Annotated in this window: 17 protein-coding genes; 14 read left to right on the top strand and 3 right to left on the bottom strand. The window is 69.5% G+C overall.

The features are described from left to right. Positions 1-212 precede the first annotated feature (212 nt). The 3 genes from LHU95_RS18255 to LHU95_RS18245 all read left to right on the top strand — a co-directional run bounded on the left by LHU95_RS18255 (position 213) and on the right by LHU95_RS18245 (position 3,910). Positions 213-1,418, top strand: a complete 1,206-nt coding sequence (locus LHU95_RS18255; protein WP_248708378.1) for an MFS transporter — start codon at positions 213-215, stop codon at positions 1,416-1,418. Positions 1,419-1,487: 69 nt separating this feature from the next. Further along, positions 1,488-2,690: a pyridoxal phosphate-dependent aminotransferase gene (locus LHU95_RS18250; RefSeq protein ID WP_248708377.1), complete on the top strand. Its 1,203-nt coding sequence runs from the start codon at positions 1,488-1,490 to the stop codon at positions 2,688-2,690. Positions 2,691-2,887: 197 nt separating this feature from the next. Next, positions 2,888-3,910, top strand: a complete 1,023-nt coding sequence (locus tag LHU95_RS18245) for a GNAT family N-acetyltransferase (RefSeq protein WP_248708376.1) — start codon at positions 2,888-2,890, stop codon at positions 3,908-3,910. Positions 3,911-4,007: 97 nt separating this feature from the next. Here the strand turns inward: LHU95_RS18245 and LHU95_RS18240 are convergent, their stop codons facing one another. Next, positions 4,008-5,489, bottom strand: coding sequence for a calcium-binding protein (locus tag LHU95_RS18240; RefSeq protein WP_248708375.1), 1,482 nt, complete (start codon positions 5,487-5,489; stop codon positions 4,008-4,010). 382 nt (positions 5,490-5,871) lie between these two features. Continuing rightward, positions 5,872-7,806 carry a methyl-accepting chemotaxis protein gene (locus LHU95_RS18235; protein WP_248708374.1) on the bottom strand — a complete coding sequence of 645 codons (1,935 nt, stop codon included), beginning with the start codon at positions 7,804-7,806 and terminating at the stop codon, positions 5,872-5,874. A gap of 154 nt (positions 7,807-7,960) precedes the next feature. On the opposite strand from LHU95_RS18235, the gene LHU95_RS18230 reads away from it, so the two are divergent. Further along, positions 7,961-8,485, top strand: coding sequence for a DinB family protein (locus LHU95_RS18230; protein WP_248708373.1), 525 nt, complete (start codon positions 7,961-7,963; stop codon positions 8,483-8,485). 18 nt (positions 8,486-8,503) lie between these two features. On the opposite strand, the gene LHU95_RS18225 is transcribed toward LHU95_RS18230, so the two are convergent. After that, the gene (locus LHU95_RS18225) at positions 8,504-9,031 is read right to left on the bottom strand and encodes a hypothetical protein (protein WP_248708372.1); all 528 of its coding nucleotides are present in this window, start codon (positions 9,029-9,031) and stop codon (positions 8,504-8,506) included. Between the two features lie 78 nt (positions 9,032-9,109). On the opposite strand from LHU95_RS18225, the gene LHU95_RS18220 reads away from it, so the two are divergent. From LHU95_RS18220 to LHU95_RS18175, 10 genes are all read left to right on the top strand, one after another. Then, the gene (locus tag LHU95_RS18220) at positions 9,110-10,267 is read left to right on the top strand and encodes an ATP phosphoribosyltransferase regulatory subunit (protein ID WP_248708371.1); all 1,158 of its coding nucleotides are present in this window, start codon (positions 9,110-9,112) and stop codon (positions 10,265-10,267) included. A 5-nt stretch (positions 10,268-10,272) separates the two neighbouring features. Beyond that, positions 10,273-11,562 carry an adenylosuccinate synthase gene (locus LHU95_RS18215; protein ID WP_248708370.1) on the top strand — a complete coding sequence of 430 codons (1,290 nt, stop codon included), beginning with the start codon at positions 10,273-10,275 and terminating at the stop codon, positions 11,560-11,562. Positions 11,563-11,564: 2 nt separating this feature from the next. Continuing rightward, a complete protein-coding gene (locus LHU95_RS18210; protein WP_248708369.1) occupies positions 11,565-12,512 on the top strand; it encodes a hypothetical protein in 948 nt (315 codons plus the stop codon). Between the two features lie 87 nt (positions 12,513-12,599). Then, complete coding sequence (locus LHU95_RS18205; RefSeq protein WP_248708368.1) at positions 12,600-13,895, top strand: tetratricopeptide repeat protein; 1,296 nt, start codon at positions 12,600-12,602, stop codon at positions 13,893-13,895. A gap of 39 nt (positions 13,896-13,934) precedes the next feature. Further along, entirely contained in the window at positions 13,935-14,084 is a 150-nt protein-coding gene (locus LHU95_RS18200; RefSeq protein ID WP_248708367.1) for a hypothetical protein, read from the top strand. Positions 14,085-14,222: 138 nt separating this feature from the next. Then, positions 14,223-15,617, top strand: coding sequence for an amidase (locus LHU95_RS18195; protein WP_248708366.1), 1,395 nt, complete (start codon positions 14,223-14,225; stop codon positions 15,615-15,617). Between the two features lie 102 nt (positions 15,618-15,719). Then, complete coding sequence (locus tag LHU95_RS18190) at positions 15,720-16,592, top strand: fumarylacetoacetate hydrolase family protein (protein WP_248708365.1); 873 nt, start codon at positions 15,720-15,722, stop codon at positions 16,590-16,592. 50 nt (positions 16,593-16,642) lie between these two features. Continuing rightward, positions 16,643-16,831 carry a hypothetical protein gene (locus LHU95_RS18185; protein WP_248708364.1) on the top strand — a complete coding sequence of 63 codons (189 nt, stop codon included), beginning with the start codon at positions 16,643-16,645 and terminating at the stop codon, positions 16,829-16,831. Next, positions 16,828-17,832: a tripartite tricarboxylate transporter substrate binding protein gene (locus tag LHU95_RS18180; protein WP_248708363.1), complete on the top strand. Its 1,005-nt coding sequence runs from the start codon at positions 16,828-16,830 to the stop codon at positions 17,830-17,832. Before LHU95_RS18185 ends, LHU95_RS18180 begins: the two co-directional genes overlap by 4 nt. A 152-nt stretch (positions 17,833-17,984) precedes the next feature. Then, positions 17,985-19,478, top strand: a complete 1,494-nt coding sequence (locus LHU95_RS18175) for a PAS domain-containing methyl-accepting chemotaxis protein (protein ID WP_248708362.1) — start codon at positions 17,985-17,987, stop codon at positions 19,476-19,478. Positions 19,479-19,568: the final 90 nt, after the last annotated feature.

Raw genomic sequence — 19,568 nt, 5'->3', positions numbered from 1 at the left:
GCGTCATGCAGGTCAAGAAAAATATGGACGCCGGAGTGCCGCCCGATCCCGGAGATCGAGACGCCCCGCGAGCCTCGCCGCCTGAAATCCGCGGTGGCGTTCCGCAAGCCTGCCCGCCCGCCTGGCCTTGGGTTTTTCGGAATCCGGGAAACGGCGCATGCTCGGATGCACCCTGTGGAAACCCCGCGGGACGAACATCGGCGAGGTGTGGCTTGGCGAAGCCTGGCATTCCCCAGGACCAGGCGCGGCGCATCATCCTGGCGCGCGGCCTGCGGGATTTCGGCGATGGCTTCATCGCCGTGCTGCTGCCGGTCTACCTTGCCACGTTCGGTTTTTCCGCCGCCATGATCGGCCTCGCGGCGACGCTGGCGCTGCTGGGCTCGGCCGCGATGACGCTGGCCATGGGGCTTTGGGGCGGCGGGGTGGCGCCGCGCGCGCTGCTGCTGGGCTGCGCCGCGCTGATGGCCCTGACCGGCGCCGCCTTCGCCGTGACGGGGGAGCCCGCGCTGCTGCTGCTGGCCGCCGCCCTCGGCACCGCCAACCCCTCGGCCGGATCGGCCAGCATCTTCGCCCCGGTCGAGCAATCGGCGCTGAGTGGCCATGTGGCCGCCCGGGACCGCACGGCGATGTTCGCGCGCTACAGCTTCGTGGGTGCCATGGCGGCGGCGGTGGGGGCACTTGCCTCGGCCAGCCCGGAGCTGCTGGAGCACCTCGGCCTCACGCCGCTGGGGGCGTTGCGGGCCATGTTCTGGCTCTATGCGGCGCTGGGCCTGGCCATCGCCGCGATCTATGCCGGCCTCGTGGAAGCGGGCCCGCCACCCTCGCGGGAGGCGGGGCGGCTTGGCCCTTCGCGCGGGATCGTGACGCGGCTGGCGCTGCTGTTCAGCGTGGATGCCTTTGCCGGCGGCTTTGCCGTGCAGTCGCTGATGGCGCTGTGGCTGTTCGAGCGCTTCGGCATGTCGCTCGCCACGGCGGCGCTGTTCTTTTTCTGGGCGGGGGTGCTGGGCGCGTTTTCGCTGCCGCTGGCGGGCTGGCTGGGGGCGCGCATTGGCCTCGTGAACACCATGGTCTTCAGCCATATCCCGGCCAGCCTGTGCCTGATGGCCGCCGCCCTGGTGCCGGATCTGGGCTGGGCGCTGGGGCTGCTGCTGCTGCGCGCCGCGCTGTCGCAGATGGATGTGCCGGCCCGCGCCTCCTACGTCATGGCCGTGGTCACCCCGGCCGAGCGTGTGGCGGCGGCCAGCTTCACGGCGGTGCCGCGCAGCCTGGCCGCGGCGGGCGGGCCGGTGCTGGCGGGGATGCTGTTCTCGGCCGGGCTCAGCGCCTGGCCCTTCCTGATCTGCGGTGGCCTCAAGATCGCCTATGACCTGGCTCTGCTGGCGATGTTCCGGCGCATCCGGCCCGAGGAAGAAGCCTGAGCGCATATTGGCGCGGGCCGGCGCAGCACCTAAGGTGCGCCACGCCCCAAAAAACATCAGGACACCGAAATGCCCGCGCTCGCTGAACGCCTTGCCAATGTGAAAGTCTCCGCCTCCGTCGCCATGGGCGCCAAGGCGCGGGAGCTGGCGGCCAAGGGCTTCAAGGTGGTGAGCCTGACGACGGGCGAGCCCGATTTCGACACGCCCGCCCATGCGATCGAGGCGGCGCACCAGGCGGCCCTCAAGGGCGATACGAAATACCCGCCGCAAGGTGGCACCGCCGCGATGAAGGCCGCCGTCAGCGCGAAGTTCAAGCGCGACAACGGCCTGGATTACGGGCCGGATGAAATCCTCATCACCAATGGCGGCAAGCAGGCCATCTTCAACGCCCTGATGGCGACCGTGGATCCGGGCGATGAGGTGGTGATCCCCGCCCCCTACTGGATCAGCTACGCCGATATGGCGAAGGTGGCGGGTGGTGTTCCCGTTACCGTCTCCTGCCCGCAGAACAATGGCTTCAAGCTGCGCCCCGAGGATCTGGAAGCGGCCATCACGCCCAAGACCAAATGGGTGATGCTGAACTTCCCCAACAACCCGACCGGGGCCGCCTGCTCGCGCGCCGAAATGAAGGCGCTGGCGGAGGTGCTGCTGCGCCACCCGCATGTCTGGGTGATGACCGACGACATGTATGAGCACCTCGTCTATGACGGCTTCGAATTCTGCACCATCGCCGAGGTGGAGCCCCGGCTGAAGGCCCGCACGCTGACGGTGAACGGCGCCTCCAAGACCTATGCGATGACCGGCTGGCGCATCGGCTTCTGCGGCGGCCCGAAGGAGTTGATCGCGGCCATGTTCAACATGCAGGGCCAGGCGACCTCGGGCGTCTCCTCCATCGGCCAGGCGGCCGCCGCCGCGGCGCTGAACGGCCCGCAGGATCTCGTGAAGGAGCGTGCCGCCGAATATCGCGAGCGCCGCAACCTCGTGGTGGACATGCTGAACGAGGCCCCCGGCATCGTCTGCCACCGCCCCGAGGGCGCCTTCTACGTCTTCCCCAATGTCGCCGGCTGCCTGGGCAAGACCAGCAAGGGCGGGGCGAAGATCGAGACCGACACGGATTTCGCCATGGCCCTGCTGGAGGAAGCCCATGTGGCGGTGGTGCAGGGGGCGGCCTATGGCATGTCCCCCTATATCCGCATCAGCTACGCGACCGACATGGCGAGCCTGCGCGATGCCTGCACCCGCATCCAGGATTTCTGCCGCGGCCTGGTGTAATGCCGTCCGATGATCGAAAGGCATCTTTGCCTGGAGATCTGAATCGGCCGGAGGCCAGTCCGTCCGATGTTCGAAAGGCGTCTTCGCCTGGAGATCTGAATCGGCCGGAGGCCAAGCCGTCCGATGTTCGAAAGGCGTCTTCGCCTGGAGATCTGAATCGGCCGGCGGCCAGCCCGTCCGATGATCGAAAGGCATCTTTGCCTGGAGATCTGAATCGGCCGGCCACAACCCTCCGGCCCGGGACCGATGCCGACGCCCACGCCTATATCCGGCTGATCGGTGATGCCTGGGCGGAATTCCCGGGCATCATCTTCGATGTCGCGGCGGAACTGCCTGAGCTGCACGCGCTCGCCAGCTATTTCCAGCGGCTGGAGGGCGCCTTGTGGCTGGCGGAGGATGCCCGCGGCCAGGCCGTCGGCATGGTCGCGACGCGCCCCCTGCGGGAGGATGGGGCCTGGGAAATCGGCCGCATGTATGTGGCCCGATCCGCCCGCGGCACCGGCCTCGCGCAGACGCTGCTGCGCACGGCCGAGGCGCATGCCCGCGCGGCGGGGGCCGCGCGCATGGTGCTCTGGACCGATACCCGCTTCGAGGCCGCGCACGCGTTCTATGAGAAGGCGGGCTATGTGCGGCAGGGCGCCATCCGCATCCTGGATGACCTCTCGAAATCGCTGGAATTCCGCTACACCAAGCCCTCCCGCGGGCTGGTCGTGGAAATGCTCGACGCGGCGGCCGCCGCGAGTGCGGAGCGGCGGCTGGCCGAAATCCTGGTGGCCTGTGTCGCGGCCGGGGCCAGCGTCTCCTATCTGCATCCGCTCTCGCGGGAGAAATCGCGCGGCTTCTGGAAGCGGGTTTCCACCGATGTGGCGCAGGGGCACCGCGTGCTGCTGGCCGCCTGGGCCGATGGCGCGCTGGCCGGGACCGTGCAGCTGGACCTGGGCACGCCTGAGAACCAGCCGCACCGGGCGGAAGTGGCCAAGCTGCTGGTGGACCCCGCCTTCCGCCGCCGCGGCGTGGGGGAGGCGCTGATGCGCCGGGCGGAGCAGGCGGCCCTGCGCCTGGGCCGCAGCCTGCTGACCCTCGACACCCGCGCCGATGACCTGGCCGAGCCGCTGTATCGCCGCCTCGGCTGGCAGGAGGGCGGGCGGATTCCCGGCTACGCCCTGGATGAAACGGGCCAGGCGCGGGACACGCTGTTCTTCTACAGGACGCCCGGCTGAACCAAGCGCGGCCTGCGCCGAAAGCCTGCTGGAAAACCGCATTGATGGAATGGCAATGCAGCTGGGGCCGACGGGAAGATGCTTCGCGGCCCCCCGCTCAAACCAGCCAGAGGTCCTGCTGCGTCAGCGTGGCCCCCACCTGGAAGCCGGTGATCAGCTCCGCCCCGCCCGCGCCGATCCCATCGGCGTCCCAGCTCAGACTCTGCCCATTCGGATCATACAGGAATTGCCCGAGCGAGGAGGTCGGCACCGTGCCGATCACGAAGCGACCATCCAGCGAGCCCCCCGGCACCAGCCCGCCGCCATAGCTCCCCGCCGCCAGCGCCACACGATCCACGCCGGAGGAGAAGTCATACACCATGTCCCCGCCCTCGCCCGAGGCGAAGCGGAACTCATCCGCGCCATTGCCGCCATAGAGCGCATCCGCCCCCGCGCCGCCATTCAGGATATCCGCGCCATCGCCGCCAAAGAGGCTGTCAATCGCGGCGAGGCCGGCCAGCACGTCATCCCCCGCATTGCCGGAGAGCACATTGTTGCCGCCATCGCCCGCCAGCACATCGGCATGGCCCGAGCCGAGCAGCGCCTCGCATTCCACATAGGCATCGCCCGCCGCGTCACCCCCCGTGCCGCCGCTGGTCAGTGAGGCCACGACGCCGGCGAGCGCATTGTCATAGCGCGCATAGTCATAGCCCGGCCCGCCATCCAACCAATCCGCGCCGGCATCCCCGAAGAAGCTCTCATCGCCAAAGCCGCCATAGAGGCGATCATCCCCCGCGCCGCCATAGAGCACGTCATTCCCCGCACCGCCGATCAGCACATTGGCCCCGGCAGCGCCCATCAGCGTGCCGCCGAAGCCGCCCGCGACCAGGCCCTGGATGTTGAGATAGACATCCCCCGCCGCATCGCCCATGTTGAATTGCGACGCGGCGAGGCTGGCGAAGACGGGGCCGGCGGCATCGGCATAGCTTGCGTAATTGAAGCCGAGGCCGCCATCCATGTAGTCGGCGCCGAGACCGCCGATCAGGATGTCATCCCCATTGCCGCCATAGAGCGCGTCATCCCCCGCGCCGGCCGCGAGGGTATCGTCGGCATTCAGGCCGGAGAGGGTGTTGCCCGCATTGTCGCCGGAGAGAAGATCATTGAAGCCCGAGCCAGTGAGGTTCTCGATGGCGGCGAAGCTATCGCCCTGGGCCTCGCCCAGATTGGCTAGGGGCGCGGTGAGGAAGACCTCGACGGCGGCGGGGGCGTAGTCATAGCGGGCCGTGTCGGTGCCATCCTGGCCGTTGAGCGCATCGGCGCCGGCGCCGCCCCAAAGCTGGTCATCGCCGGAACCACCATCGAGCGTGTCATTGCCACTGTCGCCGTAGAGTTGGTCATCGCCACCGAGGCCGGCGAGGGAATCGTCCCCTTCGAGACCCAAAAGAACGTTTTGCTCGTTGTTCCCCTCGATTTTATCGGTGACGGAGGAACCAATCAGCCCTTCGATTGCTTGAAATGAATCGCGCCGCGCATTGCCTGTTCCAATGCTGTTATCCAGCAGCGATACTGTGACGCCCTGAGTATTGACACCCCATTCCATAACACGAAATCGGGGCACCAAGCCCGACGCGAATTCGTAGGAAACGTAGTCAAAACCGTCGCCGCCGAATATGGTGTCCCCGCCACGCGCCGTGGTCCTGTCATCTTGATAGGGTCCACCGCCAATGATGACATCATTGCCCGGCCCGCCATCTATCCAATCCTCGTCATGCGTTCCCCAGATGCGGTCGTCGCCATCAGTGCCGTAGATCTGCATGGGGACACGAACTCCGAGGGCCAAGCCGATGGACGAGATTTCAGTCCATGTAATGGAATTTCAGCACAGGCGGAAGCCAGGCTCATGCTTGCTTCGATGTCGAGGCACCTGAGCAGCCGATTCAGGCTCACGCGCTACAAACCAACGCCCGGCCCGCTCCGGCGCCTCACGCCGTCGCGGCGCGCACAATCCGCAGCAGTGAGCCGCGGAAGGCCTCCACCGATTCCCGGGTTTCGCGCGCGCTGCCCTGCATCGCCTCGCCATGGGCCGCCGTCTCGGCCGTGGTGCGGCTCACCTCCAGCAGGCTGTCCGAGACCTGGCGCACATCCTGCGCCGCATCCGAAACGCGGGCCGCGATTTCCCGCGTGGCCATCGCCTGCTGTTCCACCGCGGCAGCGATGGAGGAGGCCATGCGGTCAATCTCCGTGACCGATTCCGCCATCTCGCCCACCGCGCGCACGGCGCCCTCGGTCGCCTGGCCGATGCTCTGCACCTGCTTGGCCACCTCCTCCGTCGCGCGGGCGGTCTGCGCGGCCAGGTCCTTCACCTCGCTCGCCACCACGGCGAAGCCCTTGCCGGCCTCCCCCGCGCGGGCGGATTCGATGGTGGCATTCAGCGCCAGCAGGTTGGTGCGCCCGGCGATGTCGGAGATCATGCGCACCACCTCGCCGATGCGGCCCACGCCCTCGGCCAGGCCCGCGATCACTTCGCGGCTGGCGACACCCCGCTCGGCCAGGCGGCGCGTCAGGTCATTGGCGCCGGCCAGCCGGGCGGAGATCTCCCGCACGCTGGCGGAGAGTTCATCCGTGGCGGCCGCCACCGCCTGGGCATTGTCGAGCGAGCGGGCGGCCGCGGTGGTCGCGGCCTCGCCCTGGCTCGCCGCGCCGCGCATGCTGCCCGCCATGGCGCTGGCCGTGTCCGACATGCGGCCCGCCCGGGCGCGCACCTCCTCCACGGCGGTGCCGGCCTCGCGCTCCACCTGCTCGGCCATCCGGGCCAGGGCGGCGCGGCGCTGCGCCTCCGCCTCGGTCCTTTCGCGCTCCTGCGTGGCGCGCAGGGCCGCATTCTCGGCCAGGCCATCGCGGAAGACGTGCAGCGAGCGGGCCATGGCGCCCAGCTCATCGCGGCGCTGCAGGCCCGGGATGCTGGCGCTGAGATCACCCCCCGCGATGCGGCCCATCGCGCCGGTGATGCCGCGCAGCGGGCGGACGATGGCGCGGATCAGCGCCAGGATGCAGAAGGCCCCGCCCAGGATCACGAGGACCGAGGCGAGCAGCGCCACCTGATCGGTCCAGGCGAGATGGGCCGAAGCCTCCGCCATGGCGGATTGGGCCTGCGCCGCCTCCATGCCGCGCAACTCCAGGATGGCGGCGGACATGGCATTGCCCTGGGCGCGGAAATCCACCAGCACCTCGGCAAAGCGCAGCGATTGCTGGATGGCCCGCTGCTTGGCCTGCGACCAGGCGGCGAAGTTGGTGCCGATGGCCGAGCCGGGCGCGATGCCGGCCGCGCGCAAGGCCGCCGCCGCCGCCTCGCCCGAGGTGAGGGCGGCGGCGCGCTGCTCCGGCTGCGGGTCCGCGCGGTAGCGCAGCGCCGCCACGCGGGCCGCGGCGGCCAGCCGCTCGGCCGCTTCGGCGCTGCCGGGGGGCAGGGCGCTGAAGCCCTGGAACAGCGCATCGCCCGAGCGGTTCTGGTCCGCCTCGGCCTCCAGCCGCAGGGCAACGATCTCCTGCATCTGCCGCCAGGAGCCGAGATAGCCGGCCCGCGCCGTCTGGAAGGCGGCGAGCTGCGCGCGCTGGGCGGGCGTCAGGCTCGCGTCGCGCGCCAGTTCCGTCGCTCCGGTCTCGAGCCGGGCGAGGAAGCCATCCGCCGCGCGCACCTGCGCCGGATTGGCCCGTTGCAGCCAGCTGTTGATCTGGTTGCGGGCGGAGGTGAGGTCGATTTCCAGCTGCAGCACGCGTGCCAGGCGATCCGCCGCCGCCTGGCTGCGGCTGAAGCTCTGGCCCGCCTGGGCCAGCAGCAGATGCGTGGCGGCGGCCCCCAGCAGCGAGAGCAGCAGAAGCGTGCCCAGCATGAGGATCAGGCGGCGGGAGAGGGTCATCGCGGGGGCTCCAAAGCGCAAGCCCTGGTACGGCATGGGGCGTGAAGCTCCGGTTAAGCCCGCGCCCATGGCGCCCCGCTTTGCGTCCGCGTCATTCGGCGCGAGACTGCGGCCCAGCAGGGCCGCTTGGCCGAACGCAATGACAGGACGCCACATGATCACCCTGACCTGGGCGCGCGCCATGGCGGCCTATAATTCCGAAATGAACCGGCGCCTCTACGCCGCCGCCGACACGCTGGAGGATGCCGCCCGCCGGGCCGAGGGTGGCGCCTTCTTCGGCAGCATCCATGGCACGCTATGCCACCTGCTCTGGGGCGATACGGTCTGGATGAACCGCTTCGATGGCTGGGAGAGGCCGCCCGTGGGCATCCCCGGCAGCACGAGCTGGATCGCCGATTGGGCGGCGCTGAAGGCGGCCCGGGTGGAGGCGGATGCCGGGATCGAGGCCTGGGCCGCGCGCCTCACTGCGGACGGGCTGGAGGGCGAGGTGGATTGGTTCAGCGGCGCCAACAATGCCCAGATGCGCCGGCCGCGGTGGCTACTGATCACACATATGTTCAACCACCAGACGCATCATCGCGGCCAGGCGCATGCGCTGCTCACCCGGGCGGGCGCGCAGACCGGGGCGACGGACCTGCCCTGGGTGATCCCCGCGGCGGCCTGGGCACCAGCGGGCTGAATTCAGCCCGCCGCCGGATCAACGGCGCCTTCCGGGGCTGACCTCATTCGCCGCCATCCCCGCGGCGGCAGAGACGATGCGCAGCCGGGGCAAATTGCCCAGGCGGCGCAGCACCTCGGCGGGCGGCTCGGTGAAATCGGGGCCGGTGAGCGCCACCAGCGCCCGGGCCTCACTGCCGTCGCGCAGGGCTTCACCGGCGCGGCGCAGCAGGATCTCGATGGCGGCATTGGGCGCGGTGGGGCTGATGCCCAGGGCGGCGCGCATCTCCTGGACAGCCGAATCCAGCGTCTGGCTCGTCGCGGGGTTGCTGTTCACGCTGTAGAGCGGGTTCTCGCGGAAGCTGCGCGCCAGGAATTCCAGCTGCGCCGCGGCGATGGCCGCACCCCCCGGATCACCCTGCCAGCGCGAGGTATCGCCGAGGTTGCGCGGGGCAAACAACGCGGCGCCGCGCACCGGATCGCCCACGCCGCCCAGGTAATCCGTCACCGGATCCACGTCGCAGGCGGCCAGGAGGAGGGGGTAGGCGAGGAGGGTTCTGCGCTGCATGGGGCTTCCTTTGAGGGTCTCCTATGCCATGCCCGCATCTTGCCGGTCAGCATCCTGCCTGCCACAGATGGTAACCGCATGAATGATGGCCCCACCCCGAACTCGCCGCCCGGCTTGCTGCCGGCCGGGCTGATGGACCTGCTGCCGCCCCTGGCGGAGCGCGAGGCCGTGCTCGTCGAGGCGCTGATGGAGGGCTTCGCGCGCTACGGCTATGAGCGGGTGAAGCCGCCCCTGCTGGAATTCGAGGAAGGGCTGCTGGCCGGCTCCGGTGCCGCCGTCGCCGAACAGACCTTCCGCCTGATGGACCCGGTCAGCCAGCGCATGATGGGGCTGCGGGCGGATACGACGCCGCAGGTGGCCCGCATCGCCGCCACGCGGCTCGGCCTCCAGGCGCGGCCCTTGCGGCTCTGCTATGCGGGCCAGGTGCTGCGCGTGCGGGGCAGCGAATTGGCCCCCTCCCGCCAATTGGCCCAGGCGGGCGTGGAGCTCATCGGCGGTGCCGCCCCCGAGGCGGATGCGGAGGTGGCGCTGGTCGCGGCCGAGGCGCTGGCGCGCATCGGCATCACCGACATCACGCTGGATGTGACGCTGCCGCGCATGGCGCAGGCGCTGCTGGCCGCCGCCGGCATTCATGACGCGCTGGCCGAGCGGCTGATCCATGCGCTGGACCGCAAGGATGCCGCCGCCGTCACCGCCCTGGCCGAGGGTGCCGGGCCGGTGGCGCTGCTGCTGCCCCGCCTGCTGGCCGCCGCCGGCCCCGCGGCGCATGCGCTCACGGTGCTGCGCGAGGCGGAGCTGCCCGCCGCCGCCCGCGCCATCGCCGAAAACGCGGCCCGCATCATCGAGGCGATCGCCGCCCGGGCGCCCGGCCTGCGCATCACGCTCGACCCGATCGAGTTTCGCGGCTTTCGCTATCATGTGGGGGTGGCCTTCACGATCTTCGGGCCGGGCTTCTCGGGCGAATTGGCCAAGGGCGGGCGCTATCTCTCGGCGAATGACGAGCCGGCGACGGGCATGACGCTCTACCCCGATGCCGTGCTGCGGGCCGCACCGGTGGCGGCCCCCCGGCCGCGCTGCTTCCTGCCGCTGGGCACGCCGGCTAGCGCCGGGGCCGCGCTGCGCCAGCAGGGCTATGCGACGGTCGCCGCCCTGGCGCCCGAGGATGCGCCCGAGGCCCTGCGTTGCACCCATTCCTGGGATGGCGCAAACCCCGTCCCGCTGGTTCAGAAAGGTTAAGTGAGATGGCCAATGTCGCCGTGATCGGCGCCCAATGGGGCGACGAGGGCAAGGGCAAGGTGGTGGATTGGCTGGCCAGCCGCGCCGATATCGTCGTGCGCTTCCAGGGCGGCCACAATGCCGGCCACACGCTGGTGGTGGGGGAGACGACCTACAAGCTGAGCCTGCTGCCCTCCGGCGTGGTGCGCGGCAAGCTCGGCATCATCGGCAATGGCGTGGTGCTGGACCCCGACGCGCTGCTGGGCGAGATCGCCAAGGTGCGCGCGCAGGGGCTCGATGTCGGCCCGCACAATCTGCGCATCGCGGATAACGTGCCGCTCATCCTGCCGCTGCACCCGGCGCTGGACCGCGCGCGGGAAGCGGCGCGTGGCGAGGACAAGATCGGCACCACCGGGCGGGGGATTGGCCCCGCCTATGAGGACAAGGTGGGCCGCCGCGCCATTCGCCTGTGTGACCTGGCCGAGCCGGAGACGCTCTCGGCCAAGCTCGACGAACTCCTGCTGCACCACAATTCCCTGCTGCGCGGCCTGGGGGCGACCCCCTTCGAGAAGCAGCCGCTGCTGGATGCGCTGCTGGCCCTTGCCCCTCAGCTGCTGCCCTATTCCGAACCCGTCTGGGAGCGGCTGGACGCCGCCCGCGCCGAGGGCAAGCGCGTGCTGTTCGAGGGCGCGCAGGCCGTCATGCTGGACGTGGATCACGGCACCTACCCCTATGTCACCAGCAGCAACACCGTCGCCGGCAATGCGGCGGCGGGTGCCGGCGTGGGGCCGGATGCCATCGGCCTCGTCCTCGGCATCGCCAAGGCCTATGCGACGCGCGTCGGTTCCGGCCCTTTCCCCTCCGAACTGCATGACGAGATCGGCCGCCGCCTGGGGGAACGCGGGCGCGAATTCGGCACCGTGACGGGCCGCCCGCGCCGCTGCGGCTGGTTCGACGCGGCGATGGTGCGCCAGGCGGTCAAGATCGGCGGCGTGAAGGGCCTGGTGCTGACCAAGCTCGATGTGCTGGACGGGCTGCCGGAGCTGAAGATCTGCACGGGCTATCGCGTGGATGGCGCCACGGTGAAGCACCTGCCCGCCGCCATGCGCGCGCAATCCCGCTGCGAGCCCATCTTCGAGACGATGGAAGGCTGGTCCGGCTCCACCCAGGGGGCGCGCAGCTACGCGCAATTGCCGGCCCAGGCGGTGAAATATGTGCGCCGCATCGAGGAGCTGGTGGAAGCGCCGGTGATGATGCTCAGCACCTCGCCCGACCGCGATGACACGATTGCGCTGCGCGATCCTTTCGCGGGGTAGCGATGGGTAGCACTGCGTGGCAGCCACCTCCGTCCCTTTTTCAGCGGCGGGAGTCGGCAGGAGCGTGCGATCTGTGGAAGGCGATCTGTATTGACCATGAAATCCAGAACGTCGTCCGGCTTCAGCTTGAAGCACTCTGGCGACACTATCGGCCTTACGCGACCGAGCATTTTTATCATGAGTTCCCGCGCGACACCCAGGCACGATTCTGGGAGATGTATCTTGCGGTAGCCCTTTTACGACGTGGCGTGACTCTGAAACGCCTGCCGGACGACTCGCCCGATATCGGCTTCCTTGCCGCTTCTGGTACGTCGGTTTGGATCGAAGCAGCTGCGCCAGGACCGGGCCAGGCTGGCCTTCCGGATAGCGTCGATGACTTTCCGTTTCATCCAGATGCGCCTGTTGAGGCTCTGTGCGTCCCGGAGCTACCGATCCTGCTGCGGCTGATGCACGCGATCTACGAGAAACGTAAACAGCGGTGTCGCCAGCTGCGGTCTGGCGTCATTCAGCGGCACCAGCCTTTCGTGATTGCCGTGAATGCTGGCGGGATCCCGGCGGCGCGGTTTCCTACGAGTCTTCCCTGGATCGTAAAATCGCTATTCCCGATAGGCGATCTTACGGCCACGTTTGATTGCACGACGAGCGCTTTTGTAGGCGCGGGCTGGTCAACTCGTGTCGCTGTTCCGAAAGCGAACGGACGGGAGATTTCAACCACCCTATTCACGCAGCCTCGCAGCCGCGGGGTGAGCGCCGTGCTGTATTCGGCAGTGCATCCCGGCAGCCTCTTGCGCGACGAGGCTTTGGAATGCGGGCTCGATTTCGTGCTGGTCCATAATCCATATGCGGCATTTCCACTCCCTGACGATGTATTGCCAGATGCAGAACACTGGATCGCGCGGCCTGATGGTGATGGGTTCCTCACGCTAACTCGACGCCAACGCCAGCATTGATCCCTGGTACACCGCTGTTCACTGCCCCTCTCGCGCGATGCTCAATCGCAGTTAAGCTATCCCAGACCTCCTTCGGGGAAGAGCCTGATGCTGGCTGACCAATATGACCTGCCCCTCTCCACCGCCTCCGAAGCCGCGCGGGATGCCTATGCGCTCGGCCTGGATCGCCTGTTGACGCAATATGACGGCATCGGCGCGGCCTTTGATGCCGCCATCGCCGCCGACCCTGGTTTCGCCCTCGCCCATATCGGCCGCGCCCAGGCGCTGATGCTGCTGGGCGAGATGGCCGGGGCGCGCGCTGCCGTCGCCACGGCGGAAGCCCTGGCCGGTGGCGTCACGCGGCGCGAGGCCAGCCAGATCGCCTTCTACCGCACCCTGCTGGGCGGCCGTGTGGATGTGTCGCTCGCGGCGCTGCTGGCGCATCTGGCCGAATGGCCGCGCGATGCGATGGTGCTGAACACCAACGCCAATCCCAATGGCCTGCTGGGTTCCTCGGGCGTCGTCGGGCAGAAGGCGCGGCTGGTTGCGCTGATGAACGCGCTCGCGCCGCATTACGGCGATGATTGGTGGTTCGCCTCCGCCCATGCCATGGCGCTGAACGAGGATGGCCAGCATGCGGCGGCGCGTCCGCGCATCGAACGCTCCTTCGCGCGGCGGCCGGACAGCGCCTGGGTCGCGCATTCCCGCGCCCATCTTTGCTATGAGGAGGGCGAGACGGATGCCGCGCGCGCATTCCTCAGCACCTGGCTGAAGACCTATCCACGCGGCGGCGTTCTGTATGGCCATCTGCACTGGCACCTGGCGCTGGGCGAGCTGGAAGCGGGCGAGGCGGCATCCGCCTGGGACCTCTATCGCGCGGCGTTTTCGGTGCAGGGCGGCAGCGGCACCGCGCGGCAGAAGCTGCAGGACGCGTCCTCCTTCCTGTGGCGCTGGGAATTGGCCGGGCAGCCGCGCGATGAGGCCGCCTGGCGGGAATTGCACGGCTTTGCCCTCGCCCATTTCCCGCGCCCCGGCATCGCCTTCGCCGACCTGCATGTGATGCTGGCCCAGGCCATCAACGGCGATGGCGCGGGGCTTGAGGCGCGCATCGCTGAGATGGCGGAGCTGGAGCGTGAGGCGCGCTACCCCTCGGGCCCGGTCATCCCCGCCATCTCCCGCGCATTCCTCGCCTTTCAGCAGCGCGATTTCGCTGAGGTGATCGAGACGCTGGAGCCGCTTCTGGCGCAAAGCGAGCGCATCGGCGGCAGCCGCGCCCAGACGGATCTGGTGGAATTCACCCTGCTGCGCGCCTGCGCCGAGGCCGGGCGGGCGGAGGATACCCGCCGCATCCTGGCACGGCGCCGGCCCGGCCCCGCGCCCGTCCCCGTCGCGGCGCGGCATTGAGGCGATGCAAACACGTCCTGCGCGTGGTATATGTATTCCATGAGTGACAACCTTGTCCTGGAACATCTGCGATACATCCGTGCCGAGATTGGCGAATTGCGCGAGGATGTGCGCGAGGTGAAGGCGCGGCTGACGGCCGTGGAACTCGGCCTCGCCGCCGTGCGCCGTGAACTCGCCCATCTGGCATAGCCCGATGCGCATCTCTCGGCCCGCGTGGACCGGCTGAGCGACCGCATGGAACGAGTCGAACGCCGCCTCGACCTCGCCGAACCGGCCTGACCGCCCTGCACAGGTGACGCGCGGCCCTCGCGCGGGCATCTTGCGCGCATGACCCAGACCGACCCTGCCCTGATGGAAGCCGAAGAGCTTCTGACGCTCTTTGCCCGCCGCGCCCTCTCACCGGTCGAGGCGCTGAAGGCCGTGACCGAGCGCATCGCCCGCATGAACCCCTGGGTGAATGCCTTCGCCGCCCTCAATCCCCGCGCCCTGCAACAGGCGGGCGAGAGTGAGGCGCGCTGGGCGGCGGGGCGCCCCATGGGGGGGCTGGATGGCGTGCCCGTCACGGTGAAGGATCTGCTGAACGTCGCGGGCTTCCCGACGCGGCGCGGCAGCCGCACCACGGACGCCACCCCCGCCACCGAAGATGCGCCCTCGGTGCTCGGCCTCAAGCTCGCGGGTGCGGTCATCATCGGCAAGACCACCACCACGGAATTCGGCTGGAAGTCGCCGGGCGATTGCCCGCTGCACGGCATCACCCGCAACCCCTGGAATCGCGAGCGCACGCCGGGCGGTTCCTCCAGCGGGGCAGGGGCCGCAGCCGCCGCCTGCTTCGGGCCCTTGCATATCGGCACGGATGCCGGCGGTTCGATCCGCATCCCGGCGGCGTTTTGCGGCGTGGTGGGCGTGAAGCCCAGCTTCGGGCGCGTGCCGCAATGGCCGCTCGGCGCCTTCGCCAATGTCGCCGTCGCCGGCCCCATGGCGCGCGGCGTGCGGGATGCGGCGCTGATGATGAACGCCATGGCCCGGCATGACCTGCGCGACCCCTTCTGCCTGCCAGATGAAAAGCGCGACTGGCGGGACGGCATCGAGGAGGGTGTGACCGGCCTGCGCGTCGCCCTGGTCCGCCGCATGGGCTTTGACGCGCCCCTCGATGCCGAGGGCGAGACGGCGCTGATGCAGGCCGCCCGCGCCCTCGAAGCCGCCGGCGCCATCATCGAGGAAGCCGACCCGGAATTGCCGGACACGCGCGCCATTTTCGGCCGTGTCTGGGGGGTGGCACTTTCCCGCCTGCTGGCCTCCGTGCCCGAGGAAAAGCGGCATCTGCTGGATGACGGCATCGCCGAGGTCGCCGCCGCCGAGGGCCAGATGAGTGCGGTGGATTTCCTCGCCGCCGATGCGCTGCGGATCGAGGCGGCGCACGCCATGGCGCGCTTCCACCAGCGTTATGACCTGATGCTGACGCCCTGCACGCCGACCGCGGCGTTCGGCGCGGATCAGCCGACCATCCAGCCCCGCATGGCGCTGTGGCGCGATTGGGCGCCCTGGACCTTCACCCACAACCTCACGCGCCAGCCGGCGATCTCGGTGCCCGTCGGGCTGGATTCCGAGGGCATGCCCCGCGCCGTGCAGGTGGCTGCCGCCCTCTACCGGGATGACCTGTGCTTCCAGGCGGCGCGCGTGATCGAACTGGCGCTGCAGACACCCGCCGCCCCGCCGCTGTAGCGCGGGCCGGCCCGGACCCCGCCCGCGCATTTCACCCCCCTGTCTTGTAACGGTCATGAAAAGATGCTTCACCCCGCCCCCTGATCAGGGCGGGAGCGACGCGTGCGGCTTGTGACCTTTACCGATGGCATGGGCACCCGGGTGGGTGCGCTTGATGCCTCCGGCGCCGTGCGCGACATCACCGCCCTCGATCCCTCCCTGCCGCGGGACATGCTGGGCCTCATCGCGTCCGGCCGCATCGCGGCGGGCCGCGTGCCGGCCGTGATGGAAGCCCCCATCGTCACCGAGGCGCGGCTGCTGGCGCCGATCCCGCGCCCGCCGAAGAACGTGTTCTGCGTCGGCAAGAACTACCATGAGCACGCCAAGGAATTCGCGGGCTCCGGCTTCGATGGTGGCGCCAAGGATGTGGTGCCGCCCTTTCCCGTGGTGTTCAGCAAGCCACACACCAGCATCATCGCGACCGGCGAGCCCATCCTGGGCCACCTCGATCCCACGGGCGGCCTGGATTACGAGGGCGAACTGGGTGTCGTCATCGGCAAGGGTGGGCGCGGCATCACCAAGGCTGACGCGCTGAAGCATGTCTTTGGCTACACCATCATCAATGACGTGACGGCGCGGCATCTGCAGAAGCGCCACAGCCAATGGATCCTCGGCAAGGGGCTGGACAGCTTCTGCCCCATGGGCCCCGCCATCCTGACGGCCGACGAGGTGCCCGACCCCACGGCGCTGACCCTCACCACCTGGGTGAATGGCGAGCAGCGGCAGCATGCCCCCGTCAGTGACCTCATCTTCGACGTGCCCACGCTGATCGAAGCGATCAGCGCCGCCATCACGCTGGAGCCGGGTGACGTCATTGCCACCGGCACCCCGGCGGGGGTGGGCATCGGCTTCACGCCGCCGCGTTTCCTCGCCTCGGGGGATGTGGTGCGGATTGAAGTTCCGGGAATCGGGACCCTGGAGAATCGGGTGGCCTGACGGCTGCTTTGCGACTATTGAGTGACAACGCCGGTGCAAGGATCAAGATCATGCGTGGACCCATACACTTGCCCATGCTTCGCCGCCGGCCCCTGACAGCCACGCAGATCTGCAAGCTGCCGGAGCAGGCCCCCAATGCGGCGGCCTTCTATGAGCCACCCCATGGCGGTGATCCCGAACTCAGCGCCGCGGCCGCCATGCGCCCGGCCGATGAACATGAGTCCGCCGCCGCCGCATGAAGCTCCCGCGCCGCGACCTGCTCGCCCTGCCCTTGGCCGCGCCCCTGCCCTTGGCCGCGCCCTTGGGCTGGGCGCGCGATTCCGCCGCGCAGACGGCTGAATTCCCGAGCCGCCCCGTCACCATGGTCGTGGGCTTTCCGCCCGGCGGCCAGGCGGACCTTGCCGCGCGCCCGGTTGCCGCCGCCATGGAGCGCAACCTCCGCCAGGCGGTGGTGGTGCAGAACCGGCCGGGCGGCGCCGGGGCCATCGGCTCGGGCTTCGTCGCCCGCGCCCCCGCCGATGGGCAGACGCTGCTCATGGCGCTCTCCTCCCTTGCCGTCATCCCCGAGGCGGAAAAGCTGTTTGGCCGCGCGCCGCCCTATACGGTGGAGCAATTCGCCCCGATCGGGCTGGTGAATGCCGACCCCACGATGCTGGCCGTGCCGGCCAGCGCCCCCTGGCGGAACCTCGCGGAATTCGTGGCCGCCGCGCGCGCCCGGCCGGGCGATATCCCCTATGGCTCCTCGGGCGCCTATGGCACGCTGCATGTGGCGATGGAGATGTTTGCGGCCGCCGCACGGATTCGCCTGCTGCATGTCCCCTTCCAGGGGGCGGGCCCGGCCATCACGGCGCTGCTCTCCGGCAATATCCAGGCGCTGGCGACCGCGCCCGGCACCCTCACGCAGCATGTGCAGACCGGCCGGCTGCGCGTTCTGGGCTGCTGGGGGCGCGAACGCGCGCCGGCCTTCCCCGAGGTGCCGACCTTCATCGAGGCTGGCTTCGGGGAGGTGGAGTTCTACATCTGGGCCGGGCTTTTCGCGCCCGTCGCCACACCGGCGCCGATCCAGCTGCGGCTGCGCGAAAGCCTGCGCCAGGCCATGCAGGATGCCGATCTGCTGCGCGCCTTCGAGACGGCGGGTTCCCCCCCGCGCTATCTCGACGCACCGGATTTCGCGCGCTTCTTCGCCGAGGATTCCGCCCGGCTCGTGGCCGCCGTCCAGCGCATCGGCCGCGTCGAGTAGCCTGCCGGCGCGGGGCTGATCGGCGCTGGGTCGGGGCTGGCCCGGAATTCCCGCGTTTCCCGGCTTGGGGCGCCTTAACCGCGCTTTCATGCAATCGGCGTTATCCCGCTTGCACTGGCCAAATGGGCCAGGCACGGCAAGGCGAGGATCCCATGACGAACTGGCTCTCCCATCTCATTCCCTCGGGCGCGGCGGGGGCGCTTTCGGCGGTCATGGCCGCGCATGCGGCGATCAGCTTCGAGCCCGATGGCACCATCATCGAGGCGAATCCGCTGTTCCTGGAGGTGATGGGCTACACGCTGGAAGAGGTGCGCGGCCGCCATCACGGGATGTTCCTGGAGCCCGGCACCGCCGAAAGCCCGGAATACCGCTGCTTCTGGGATGAGCTGCGCGCCGGGCGCCACCAATCCTCCCAGTTCAAGCGCCTCGGCAAGGGCGGGCGGGAGATCTACATCCAGGCCACCTATTGCCCGGTGATGGGCGCCGGGGGCCAGGTGGTGCGCATCATCAAGCTCGCTTCCGACATCACCGAGCGCAGCCTGCGCGCGGCCGATCATGATGGCCAGGTGGCCGCCATCGGCCGGGCCCAGGCGGTGATCAGCTTCACGCTGGATGCCCATATCCTCGACGCCAATGCCAATTTCCTGGCCGCGACAGGCTATGGCCTCAGCGAAATCCGGGGCCGGCACCACCGCATCTTCATGGACCCGGCCGAAGCCGCGCTGCCGGCCTATCGCCAGATGTGGGAGGCGCTGGCGCGTGGCGAAAACTGCCGCGGCCAGTTCCGCCGCCTGGGCAAGGGCGGCCGCGAAATCTGGATCGAGGCCGCCTATACCCCCATCCTCGACATGACCGGCCGCCCGGTGAAGATCGTCAAATACGCGACCGACATCACGGCGCAGATGCAGGAACGCCAGCGCCGCGTCGCCCTCGGCCAGGAGGTGGACGCCGAGCTGAACGAGGTGGGCAGCACCGTCTCCCTCACCCAGAATCGCGCCGCCGAGGCCGTCGGCCGCTCGCGCGAGACGGCGATGAGCGTGCAGGCCGTGGCGGCCGGCGCCGAGCAATTGGCGGCCTCGGTCCATGAGATCAGCCGCCAGATCGCCGAGGCGTCCCGCTCCACCACCGCCGCCACGGGCGAGGCGGACCGGGCCACGCGCATGGTGACGGAACTGGTCACGGCGGCCGAGAAGATCACCCAGGTGGTGCGCCTCATCACCGATATCGCGGGGCAGACCAACCTGCTGGCGCTGAACGCCACCATCGAGGCGGCGCGGGCGGGGGATGCGGGCAAGGGTTTCGCCGTCGTCGCCTCCGAGGTGAAGGGGTTGGCGGGGCAGACGGCCCGCGCCACGGAGGAGATTGCCGCCCAGGTCGGCCAGGTGCAGACCGCCGTGGAAGGCGCCGTGGCCGCCATCGCCTCCATCGCCGATGCGATTGCGCGGATTGATGGCATCACCACCGGCATCGCCGCCGCGGTGGAGCAGCAAAGCGGCGTCACGCGCGACATGTCCGCCAATATGCAATCCGCGGCGGGTGCGGTGGAGAGTGTCAATCGCAGCCTGGAGGAGATCGCCACCGCCGCCGCCAGCGCGGAGGACAAGACGCGCAAGGTGGTGGAGACGTCCAAGCGGCTGGCGGCTTAGGGCGAGTTCACTTTGGCGAAGGGCCTCCGGCGGCTGGGGCCATGGGCCGGACCCAGCCACAACAAACGGGGTCTGGGGCCCATGGCCCCA

This window comes from Sediminicoccus sp. KRV36, from assembly GCF_023243115.1.
GTDB lineage: Bacteria > Pseudomonadota > Alphaproteobacteria > Acetobacterales > Acetobacteraceae > Roseococcus.
The sequence above is the reverse complement of the archived record's forward strand: the minus strand, read 5'-3'. Positions and strand labels throughout refer to the sequence as shown.

Bases quoted from the DNA above. Each gene is read 5' to 3' on its own strand.
- LHU95_RS18250 (WP_248708377.1), top strand. From the start codon at position 1,488: ATGCCCGCGCTCGCTGAACGCCTTGCCAATGTGAAAGTCTCCGCCTCC.
- LHU95_RS18240 (WP_248708375.1), bottom strand. From the start codon at position 5,489: ATGGAATGGGGTGTCAATACTCAGGGCGTCACAGTATCGCTGCTGGAT.
- LHU95_RS18235 (WP_248708374.1), bottom strand. From the start codon at position 7,806: ATGACCCTCTCCCGCCGCCTGATCCTCATGCTGGGCACGCTTCTGCTG.
- LHU95_RS18230 (WP_248708373.1), top strand. From the start codon at position 7,961: ATGATCACCCTGACCTGGGCGCGCGCCATGGCGGCCTATAATTCCGAA.
- LHU95_RS18225 (WP_248708372.1), bottom strand. From the start codon at position 9,031: ATGCAGCGCAGAACCCTCCTCGCCTACCCCCTCCTCCTGGCCGCCTGC.
- LHU95_RS18220 (WP_248708371.1), top strand. From the start codon at position 9,110: ATGAATGATGGCCCCACCCCGAACTCGCCGCCCGGCTTGCTGCCGGCC.
- LHU95_RS18215 (WP_248708370.1), top strand. From the start codon at position 10,273: ATGGCCAATGTCGCCGTGATCGGCGCCCAATGGGGCGACGAGGGCAAG.
- LHU95_RS18210 (WP_248708369.1), top strand. From the start codon at position 11,565: ATGGGTAGCACTGCGTGGCAGCCACCTCCGTCCCTTTTTCAGCGGCGG.
- LHU95_RS18205 (WP_248708368.1), top strand. From the start codon at position 12,600: ATGCTGGCTGACCAATATGACCTGCCCCTCTCCACCGCCTCCGAAGCC.
- LHU95_RS18200 (WP_248708367.1), top strand. From the start codon at position 13,935: ATGAGTGACAACCTTGTCCTGGAACATCTGCGATACATCCGTGCCGAG.
- LHU95_RS18195 (WP_248708366.1), top strand. From the start codon at position 14,223: ATGACCCAGACCGACCCTGCCCTGATGGAAGCCGAAGAGCTTCTGACG.
- LHU95_RS18185 (WP_248708364.1), top strand. From the start codon at position 16,643: ATGCGTGGACCCATACACTTGCCCATGCTTCGCCGCCGGCCCCTGACA.
- LHU95_RS18180 (WP_248708363.1), top strand. From the start codon at position 16,828: ATGAAGCTCCCGCGCCGCGACCTGCTCGCCCTGCCCTTGGCCGCGCCC.
- LHU95_RS18175 (WP_248708362.1), top strand. From the start codon at position 17,985: ATGACGAACTGGCTCTCCCATCTCATTCCCTCGGGCGCGGCGGGGGCG.